This window comes from Streptomyces sp. NPDC037301 (genome assembly GCF_055602785.1).
Window position 1 is genome coordinate 1 of the sequence record NZ_JBVJWD010000116.1, and the last position, 8,357, is coordinate 8,357.

Annotated in this window: 9 protein-coding genes; 2 read left to right on the forward strand and 7 right to left on the reverse strand. The window is 67.6% G+C overall.

Features of this window, described 5'->3' with window-relative positions; all coding sequences use genetic code 11:
- Positions 1–204 precede the first annotated feature (204 nt).
- On the reverse strand, positions 205–354 hold the full coding sequence (locus ACZ7IB_RS48250; RefSeq protein ID WP_470921661.1) for a hypothetical protein: 150 nt from the start codon (positions 352–354) through the stop codon (positions 205–207).
- Between the two features lie 336 nt (positions 355–690).
- The gene (locus ACZ7IB_RS48255) at positions 691–1,335 is read right to left on the reverse strand and encodes a dihydrofolate reductase family protein (protein WP_037692579.1); all 645 of its coding nucleotides are present in this window, start codon (positions 1,333–1,335) and stop codon (positions 691–693) included.
- 104 nt (positions 1,336–1,439) lie between these two features.
- Between ACZ7IB_RS48255 and ACZ7IB_RS48260 the strand changes: the two genes are divergently transcribed.
- Positions 1,440–1,937, forward strand: coding sequence for a winged helix-turn-helix transcriptional regulator (locus ACZ7IB_RS48260; RefSeq protein ID WP_470921663.1), 498 nt, complete (start codon positions 1,440–1,442; stop codon positions 1,935–1,937).
- 116 nt (positions 1,938–2,053) lie between these two features.
- Here ACZ7IB_RS48260 and ACZ7IB_RS48265 read toward each other — a convergent pair whose 3' ends face one another.
- A complete protein-coding gene (locus ACZ7IB_RS48265; protein ID WP_470921664.1) occupies positions 2,054–2,896 on the reverse strand; it encodes an IS5 family transposase in 843 nt (280 codons plus the stop codon).
- A 259-nt stretch (positions 2,897–3,155) separates the two neighbouring features.
- Positions 3,156–3,746 (reverse strand): TetR/AcrR family transcriptional regulator, encoded by a 591-nt coding sequence (locus ACZ7IB_RS48270; protein ID WP_470921666.1) that lies wholly within the window; start codon positions 3,744–3,746, stop codon positions 3,156–3,158.
- A 62-nt stretch (positions 3,747–3,808) separates the two neighbouring features.
- Here ACZ7IB_RS48270 and ACZ7IB_RS48275 point away from each other — a divergent pair, with 62 nt between their 5' ends.
- Positions 3,809–4,666, forward strand: a complete 858-nt coding sequence (locus tag ACZ7IB_RS48275) for an alpha/beta fold hydrolase (protein WP_470921668.1) — start codon at positions 3,809–3,811, stop codon at positions 4,664–4,666.
- A gap of 360 nt (positions 4,667–5,026) precedes the next feature.
- Here ACZ7IB_RS48275 and ACZ7IB_RS48280 read toward each other — a convergent pair whose 3' ends face one another.
- Genes ACZ7IB_RS48280 through ACZ7IB_RS48290 form a run of 3 tightly spaced genes read right to left on the reverse strand, consistent with a single transcriptional unit; the run spans position 5,027 to position 7,838 of the window.
- The gene (locus tag ACZ7IB_RS48280; protein WP_470921670.1) at positions 5,027–6,229 is read right to left on the reverse strand and encodes an IS630 family transposase; all 1,203 of its coding nucleotides are present in this window, start codon (positions 6,227–6,229) and stop codon (positions 5,027–5,029) included.
- Entirely contained in the window at positions 6,226–7,479 is a 1,254-nt protein-coding gene (locus tag ACZ7IB_RS48285; RefSeq protein ID WP_470921671.1) for an RNA polymerase sigma factor, read from the reverse strand. Before ACZ7IB_RS48285 ends, ACZ7IB_RS48280 begins: the two co-directional genes overlap by 4 nt.
- On the reverse strand, positions 7,476–7,838 hold the full coding sequence (locus tag ACZ7IB_RS48290) for a YciI family protein (RefSeq protein ID WP_358862381.1): 363 nt from the start codon (positions 7,836–7,838) through the stop codon (positions 7,476–7,478). Before ACZ7IB_RS48290 ends, ACZ7IB_RS48285 begins: the two co-directional genes overlap by 4 nt.
- Between the last annotated feature and the right edge of the window lie 519 nt (positions 7,839–8,357).

Below are 8,357 nucleotides of genomic sequence, written 5' to 3' on the forward strand. Positions count from 1 at the left end.
CCCCGGCCGGACACCCCAGTCGTCACCCTCGTCGGACCCACCAAACCAGCCCCAACCTCCCGGAAAAAGACCTAAATCACCGGTATTGGGCCTAGCACTGTTTTGAACGACTACCGGAGACCCGACACTTCAACGTCACCTCGCAGCTGCTGGCCCCCGACACGCTCGCCCCGCACGCCCCGGCGAAATGTGCAGCAGAGCGGTTTACTCGTCGGCGGCGGTGATGTCGAGAACCGCGAGGCCGGGCTCATCGATGTGCTGGGCGTCGATCTTCATGCCGACTCTGACGCGTCCATCGCCCGGCCGGGCTCGCCGACGCTGTCCATGCCCCTGGCACCGCGCGGGCAAAGACATGCACGTCATCGTCAAGAAGCGGCAGGCCCCGCCTAAGAGGCCACGCCGATAGGCACGGGCGGGACCCATTGGCAGACGGGGCAAGCACAGGTTCCGTGATCATGGAGTTGCGACGCTCTGTGACCACCGGAGATCCTGTGCCTGCGATGCCATCATGTCGGCCAGCCCGGCCACGGTCGCGCGGTCGTTGAAGGCGCTGCCGATCAGGCGGCGCGCCCTGGCCGGTCGTGTCGACGGCGAACGTGGTGCCGTCCCTGGAAGTGATGTTCGTCCTGTCGGCCTTCGGAGCGTGCGGGGTGGGAGACCGAGGCCGATTGCCGCCTGCGCGGGCGGTCGCTACGGCCGGGTGAAGGTCATGTGCGTGACGCCGCTGGGGGTTGTCACGGACTCGGCCTGGAAGCGCTTCTCGAGTCCTTCGAGTCCGTCCCACAGGCGCTCGCCACGGCCCAAAACGATCGGGACGACGGCGATGTGCAGATGATCGATGAGGTCTTCGACGAGGAACTCGCGGATCGTGGTCGGCCCGCCACCGATCCTCACGTCCAGGTCGCCTGCGGCCTCGCGCGCCTGACGGAGTGCCTCCTGCGGCGTGGCGTCGATGAAGTGGAATGTGGTGCCGCCCTCCATCTCCACCGAGGGGCGGGGGTGGTGGGTCAGGACGAACACCGGGGTGTGGAAGGGCGGGTTGGGCCCCCACCAGCCGTTCCAGTCGTCGTTCTCCCATGGCCCGCGCTGGGGGCCGAACTTGTTGCGGCCCATGATCTCCGCTCCGATGCCGACATCCCAGGTGCCGGCGATGGCGTCATCGACCCCAGTACTCCCGTCCGGCTTGCCCAGCATCTGCTGGAAGGTCCTGGTCGGGAAGAACCACTCATGGAGCCGCGTGCCGGCGTGGCCGAACGGGGCGTCGAGACTCTGCCCTTCACCAGTGGCGAATCCGTCGATAGAGATGGAGAAGTTGTGGACCCTCACGCGGGACATTGCACGGCCCCCTGCCCTCGAAGCGATGTGATTGCGAACTGCAATCACTAGCCGTGGGCGAGCCTAGACTCGGTGATGGCAGAATGCAATCACTGGAGGTGGGCATGCGAGACAAACCGCGGTCCGGATGCGCGGTCAACGCGGCGGTGGAGGCACTCGGGGACCAGTGGAGCCTCATCGTCCTGCGCGACGTGATGTTCGGCGGGCGCCGACACTTCCGCGAGCTGCTCAGCCACTCCGAGGAGGGGATCGCGTCGAACATCCTCAGCAGCCGTCTCAAGGCCCTCGTCGCCGGCGGTCTCCTCACGCAGGAGCAGGCCGAACGAGGACGTCGAGCGACCTACAGCCTCACAGAAGCGGGCATCCAGACAGTCCCCATCATGGTCGCGCTCGGCTCCTGGGGAATGCGGCACCGCCCGACCACACCCGAACTCAGCGTCCGCGCTCGCCTCTTGGAGGACGGCGGCCCGCATCTCTGGGAGGACCTCATGGCTGAACTCCGCGAGGTGCACCTGGGTATTCCCCGCCCGAACCCCAACCACCCCCGGGCCTCCGAACTCCTTCAGGCAGCCTACGAGCAGGCACTCACGGAGGTGCACTGACACACCCCTCCGGCCAGCATCAAGATCGCTTGGAGTACTGGTCCTCCGCCGATACCCATCTTTCCACGCGGGCGGCCTGACGATGGTCTTTAGAGTCCGCGCGGACAGGCGGCAGGTCATGCTCGGCGTCGGGGGCGTTCCTCCCAGCGGTGGGTGGTCCATGCCTGCCGGATCAGGCTACGGACGGTGACGATCGTGTCGGCGAGGTCGAAGAATGCGTCGATGACGATGGTGCGCCGCTCGTAGCAGCGGGCGAGCCGGTGGAAAGCGTTCTGCCAGGCGTGAGTGCGTTCGACATGCCAACGCTGACTGGCCTGGATGGGCGCCTTCTCCCCCTTGTGCGCGATGCGTCCGTGCAGGCCGCGTTCGTTGAGCAGAGCGCGGGTCTTGTCCGAGTCGTAGCCGGCGTCCAGGTGCACGGTGATGTCGTCGGGCAACGGCCCCAGGTCGTCCAGACGGTCCAGGGGCGGGGCGAGCAGCGGGGAGTCGTGGCGGTTGGCACCGGCCAGGACACGGCCCAGGGGAATCCCGTACCCGTCCGTCATGCCTGAGCGTTTGAGGCCCTGTTTGCCGCGGTCGACCGGTGAGCGACCGGCCGCCTCGCCGCCTCCGGAGGCCTTGGTGATGGAGCCGTCCACGGCGATCTGATCGAGGACGATGCCGACGATCCGGTCGTAGGACTCCAGCGCGATCTGCTTGAGCCGGGCGAACACGCCCAGTCGTATCCACTCGTCGCGACGGTTGCGGATCGTGGTGGCCGAGCAGGTCGTGTCGGCGATCGCCTGGTACGAGCAGCCGAAGCGCAGGAGCTGCAGCATCTTGTCGAAGACGATCCGGTCGCTGATGCGTGGGCGGTGGCATCCCAGCGGATGGGTCGGCGCGTACGCCGATCGCTCAGGCAGCAGGGCGGCGAATTGGCTCCAGAGCGGTTCGGTCAGCCAAGATGGCAGTACAGGCACAGGTCTCCCCGGTGATCACAGAGCGTCGCAACCCCATGATCGCCAAGACCTGTGCCTGCCTTGCTGCCGGGTGCCGCCACCGCGCCTATCTGCGCGGCTTCTAAGTGGTCAGCTCCGGAAGTCCTTCGGGGGTTGATCAGTGAGCCGAAGCACGATAGTTGTCACCAGGGCAGGCTTGTTGTCACCGAACGGTGTGTGCGTGGAGCCGGTCGTGAACCTGCGCCGCTCACGCACGGGCTGTCTTTCTCGGTGTTCGGGATCAGTCCTCGCCAGCCGGAGTGATGGCTGTGCGCAACAAGGTGGCCATCGATCGGCCGGCCACCCGCAGCGGTTCTGGATCGCGGGCAGCCCGGCCGAGCATGAAGGCCCCCTCCAGCATCATGACCATCGAGTACGCGAGGGACTGCGCCGTCCTCGGCTCGGCCACCCAACGGCCGAACCACTGCGTCGCCGCGCCGACCCACTCCTCGAAAACCTCCGCCGTCGCGGTGCGCAACACCTCATTGCTGCTCGCGACCTCCAGGGCCACCGTCCCGATCGGGCACGCGTCGGCATAGTCGGCGGCAGCCAGGTCATCTGCAGCAGCTTCGAATGCGCGCACGAGGGACTCCATCGGATCGGGCGCGCTGTCCAGCAGAGCCAGGACCATTCGGCCGTACTCGGTTCCGGATACGCGGATCATGTCCTCGGCCAGTTGTTGCTTGCCGCCGGGGAAGAAGTGGTAGATCGATCCGAACGGTGCGTCCGCCTCCACCGCGATCCGCTTCAGGCCGGTGGCCGAGTAGCCGTGTCGGCGGAACAGCACCGTGGCGGCCCTTTGGATTCTGGCTCGCGTGTTCGACTCTCCCATTGCCTTCCACCCCTTTCCCCGCCAAGATTACAGTAGAACGATCTATCAAGTGAGGGGCTGGGATGCCGAGGATCGAGTTGTCGTCCGGACCGATCGACTACCAAGACACCGGCGGTGAAGGGCCTGTACTGGTCCTCGCCCACGGCCTACCGATGAACGAGACTCAGTGGCGCAAGGTGGTCCCGTTGTTGGACGGATACCGCTGCGTCCTGCCCACGCTGCCCCTGGGCGGTCATCGTCAGCCGATGAACCCGGATGCCGATCTGTCCCAGCGCGGTGTTGCCCTGCTCTTGGGCGAGTTCATCGAGGGGCTCGGTCTGGACCGGGTGACCCTCGTCCTCAATGACTGGGGCGGTGGTCAGTTCCTGGTGTCGGAGGGGCAGGACCAGCGCATCGCCCGCCTGGTGCTGGTGGCCTGCGAGGCCTTTGACAACTTTCCCCCAGGGCCGGCCAAGGCCATGGCACAGGTGTGCAGGATTCCCGGGGGCGTCTGGCTGCTGACGCGGCTCATGCGCGTTCCCGCCTTCCGTCACAGCCGGGGTGGATACGGTGGGATGAGTCTGCGTGGGGTCCCCGACGAGATCATGGACGATTGGTTCGCTCCCGCCACCCGCAGCAGGGCCATCCGCAGGGACTTCGCGAAATTCGCCACCGGGGCACCCGAACGCAAGACCCTGCTCGCCTGGAGCGATCAACTGCGTGACTTCGACCGCCCGGTTTTGGTCGTGTGGGCGACCGAGGACCGGTTGATGCCGCGTGAGCACGGCCCCCGGCTGGCCGAGTTGTACCCGCAGGGCCGGCTGGTCGAGATCGCCGACTCATCCACCCTCATCCCCGAGGACCAGCCCGAACGGCTGGCTCAAGCACTCACCGACTTCCTGATCCAAACCGGAGCAGAACCGGTCCGAAGGGTCTCCTGAGCGCGGGGCGGCAGGCGGATGCGACAGCCGCTACCGCCCTCCCGTCGATGTCGAAACCGCAGCGGGGCCGGTGCCGCTTGGCGCCGAGTGAAGTGACGCATCGGATCACCCGTCAGCACCGGCTCGTGTACGAGGTACCGTACCGAGCCGGACGCCTCGTCCTCATCAACCCCCCACCAGACCGTTCATCGCCCCGGACAGGCCGAGGCTTGCGATCTTCGCTGTTGGTGACAGGAAGGCTGCCGAACGAGCACTGGTGACAAGCCGCCTGCCTCGCCGGTGACAACCAGCCTGCTTCACCCGGTCTCATTCACCAGCTCAACTGGCTCTGCCGGTGACAACTACCGTGCTTCGGCTCAATCAGGCTGCCAGGGTGACGGACGATTCTTCTTGTCGGTCGGTGGGTGTATGTCGGTCGAGCCGGGCCAGCAGATCGTCCAGGTCGGACGTGGTGAACTTCCACTGGAATGGCTGTGCCGTGGCGTTGTAGTGGTCTTCGAAAGCTCGCAGTCGGTTCCGGACCTGAGTCAGGTCCGTGAAGTCGTTGGGTTGGACGACCTTGCGCTGGACGGTGGAGAAGAAGATCTCGATCTGGTTGGTCCAGGAGGCGTGGACGGGAGTGTGGACCATGACCGCGTTCGAAAACTCCCTGGTCAGGCGATCGATGGCCTTCTTCCCCCGGTGAGAGGAACCGTTGTCTACGATCCAGAAGACACGTTTCGCACTGGCGTAGGGCTCGGTGGTCATGACCTGGGTGACCAGGTTCATGAAGGGCACGATGCCGGTCTTCGGCTCGCAGCGGCCGAAGACCTTCGCTCGGTGGACGTCGTAGGCGGCCAGGTAGGCCAGGGCGCCGCCGCGCCGGTACTCGTGGTTGACGCGCATCGCCCGTGCCTGCCCCGGCGCGAGGGTCGGGTGACAGCGGCAGCGGGCCTGAATGGAGGTCTTCTCGTCGCTGGAGATGACGTACTCGTCCTCGCCCAGCGGTTCGCCGTCGAAGGTACGGGCGTACAGATCCAGCACGCGAGAGGCCTTGGCCTGGAAGTCCGGATCACGGATGAAGATCCAGGACCGGTACTGCCAGGGCTTGATCGCGTCGGCCTTGAGCCAGCGGCGCACGGTGGAGGCCGACAAGGCCGGCGCGATGGCCCGGGCGACCACCTCGCGGGCCAGTTCCGGGCACGACCAGCGTGACAGCGGGGTTCCGGACTCAGCGGGTAACTGGCAAGCCAACGCTTTGACTTCGGCGATCTGCAACGGGGTGAACGAGGACGGTCGCCCCGAGCGCCTGCGGTCGGCGAGGGCGGGCAGGCCGCCGGCGGCGAACCGGCCCCGCCAGGTGCGCACCGTGTCCACGTGCATCCGCGTCTGTCCGGCTATCCGGGCGTTGGAGCGCCCCCGGGCCGCCAGCAGCACGATGGTTGCCCGCTGCCGGGCCTGATGCGGGGTCTTGTGGCCGTGGGCCATCTTCTTCAGCCGGTGGCGCTCGGAGGCGGTCAGCACGATGGGCACGGCGCGGGTGACGAGCACGGGAAGGGGCGGCCGGTCGACGGGCGCGATCAACTCTGCGCTGAGGTGATGCGTGTGGCGCGGGCGGTGAGGTGGCGTCGTTCCGTTGCGCTGGTGGCGCGTCGGGCGGCGTCGCGGTAGCCGTCCGCGGCCGCGGTGTGGTCGCCGAGCAGTTCAAGGAGATGGGCGCGGGTGGCGAGCAGACGGTGGTGGCGTGCCATCTGCTTGTCGCACTCCAGGGCGGCGAGCAGTTCCAGTCCGGCGGCCGCCCCGTGCACCATGGCGACGGCTACCGCGCGGTTGAGGGTGACCATCGGATTCGGCGCGGCCTGCTCCAGGAGTCCGTACAGCGCGAGGATCTGCGGCCAGTCCGTGGCCTCCACGTGCTCGGCCTCGTCATGGACGGCGGCGATAGCCGCCTGCAGTTGGTACGGGCCGACCTGTCCTCGGGGCAGGGTCTCGGTGAGCAGGGCGATCCCCTCGGCGATGAGCTGTCGGTCCCACCGGCCGCGGTCCTGCTCGGCCAGCGGCACCAGGTCTCCGCCGGGCCCGGTGCGGGCCGGCCGACGCGCGTCGGTGAGCAGCATCAGCGAGAGCAGCCCGGCCGCTTCACCGTCGTCGGGCAGCAGACGATGCAGCCAGCGGGCGAGGCGGATCGACTCGGCGGACAGCGCCGGCGCGGTCAGGTCGTTGCCGTCCGTTGTGACGTATCCCTCGTTGAAGATCAGATACAGCACGTGCAGCACCGCCTGCAGCCGCTCGGCGCGGTCCGCCGCGTCCGGCATGCTCAGTGGCGCGCCGGAGGATTTGATGGTCTGTTTGGCCCGGCTGATGCGCTGGGCCATGGTCGACTCGGGAACCAGGAACGCCGCCGCTATCTGAGTGGTGGTCAGGCCGCCGACCGCGCGCAGGGTCAGCGCGATGCGGCTCGACGGGGACAGCGCCGGGTGGCAGCACAGGAAGAGCAGCGCGAGGGAGTCATCCCGGTCTGCGTCCGATTCGGCGTCGGCGGCGCGGCTCAGCAGCTCTGCCTGCGGCGTCGCCAGGGCGATCCGGTCCTCTCGGCGCCGTCGCGCCTGCTCACTGCGCACGTGGTCCACCAGCTTGCGGGAGGCGACGGTGGCCAGCCACCCCCGGGGATTGTCCGGCGTTTCCTCGGCGGGCCACTGGAGGGCGGCCGCGAGCAGTGCCTCCTGGACGGCGTCCTCGCACGCGTCGAAGACGCCGTACCGGCGGACCAGCGCGCCGAGGACCTGCGGCGCCAGCTCGCGCAGCAGGTCCTCGATGCGACGTTCCACGCTCACATGTCCGCCGCAGACTCGTGCAGGACCGGCCACAGCTCGACCGGATCCTCGGAAGCGAACGGCATGTCCGCCGCGATCTGCTGCGCACGCTCCTGGCTCTCGCAGTCGAACAGGTAGAAGCTGGCGATGTACTCCTTGGTCTCCAGATACGGCCCGTCCGTGACCGCCGGAGCCCCGTCCTTGCGGCGCACCAGCTTGGCGTTGACCGCGTCCGCCAGGCCGTACGCCCCCAGCAGCTCCCCGCTCTCGCGGTACTTCCTGTTGAACGCCTCCTGCTTGGCGATGGCCTCTGGCCACGCCTCGGCCGGGAAGGAGTCCCACTTCTCCTGGTTGCCGTAGATCATCGCGATGTACTTCATCTCGGGTGTCCTCCCGGTTCTGCGTGCCCCGTCGGCGCGCTGTCACCCCTCAGTCGGAGCGGGAACCGGGCCCTCGACATCCGGCGACAAACTTTCTTCGACTTTTCTTCCGCGCCACCGACGGCGGCCTGGACAACCCCGAGCAGCTACGGAAGATCAACCTACGGCCCTCACCCTCCACGGGACGCACCGGCCCGGGGCTGCCCCGCACCGAGTGGAGCCGCGGCCCGGACGACCAGCACCGACGACATCGCCGACCGCTGACGTTCCCAGGACGCCAGCACCGCCGACCGCATGCGACCCCACCTGCGGCCACGGTGCCGTGGAGTACAGCCAGCTGTGCAGACACACCTGTACACCGACAACCGGCACCTCGCACAGGCCCTGTCTCTACGTCAACCCCCGAAGGACTTCAGGAGCCAACCACTAGGGCGTGTATCGAGTCGTGATCACCGGATGGTCGGGGTGAGGTCTTTGATCCAGATTATCGAGGCGCGCAGGTGGAGGCCGGCAAGGTAG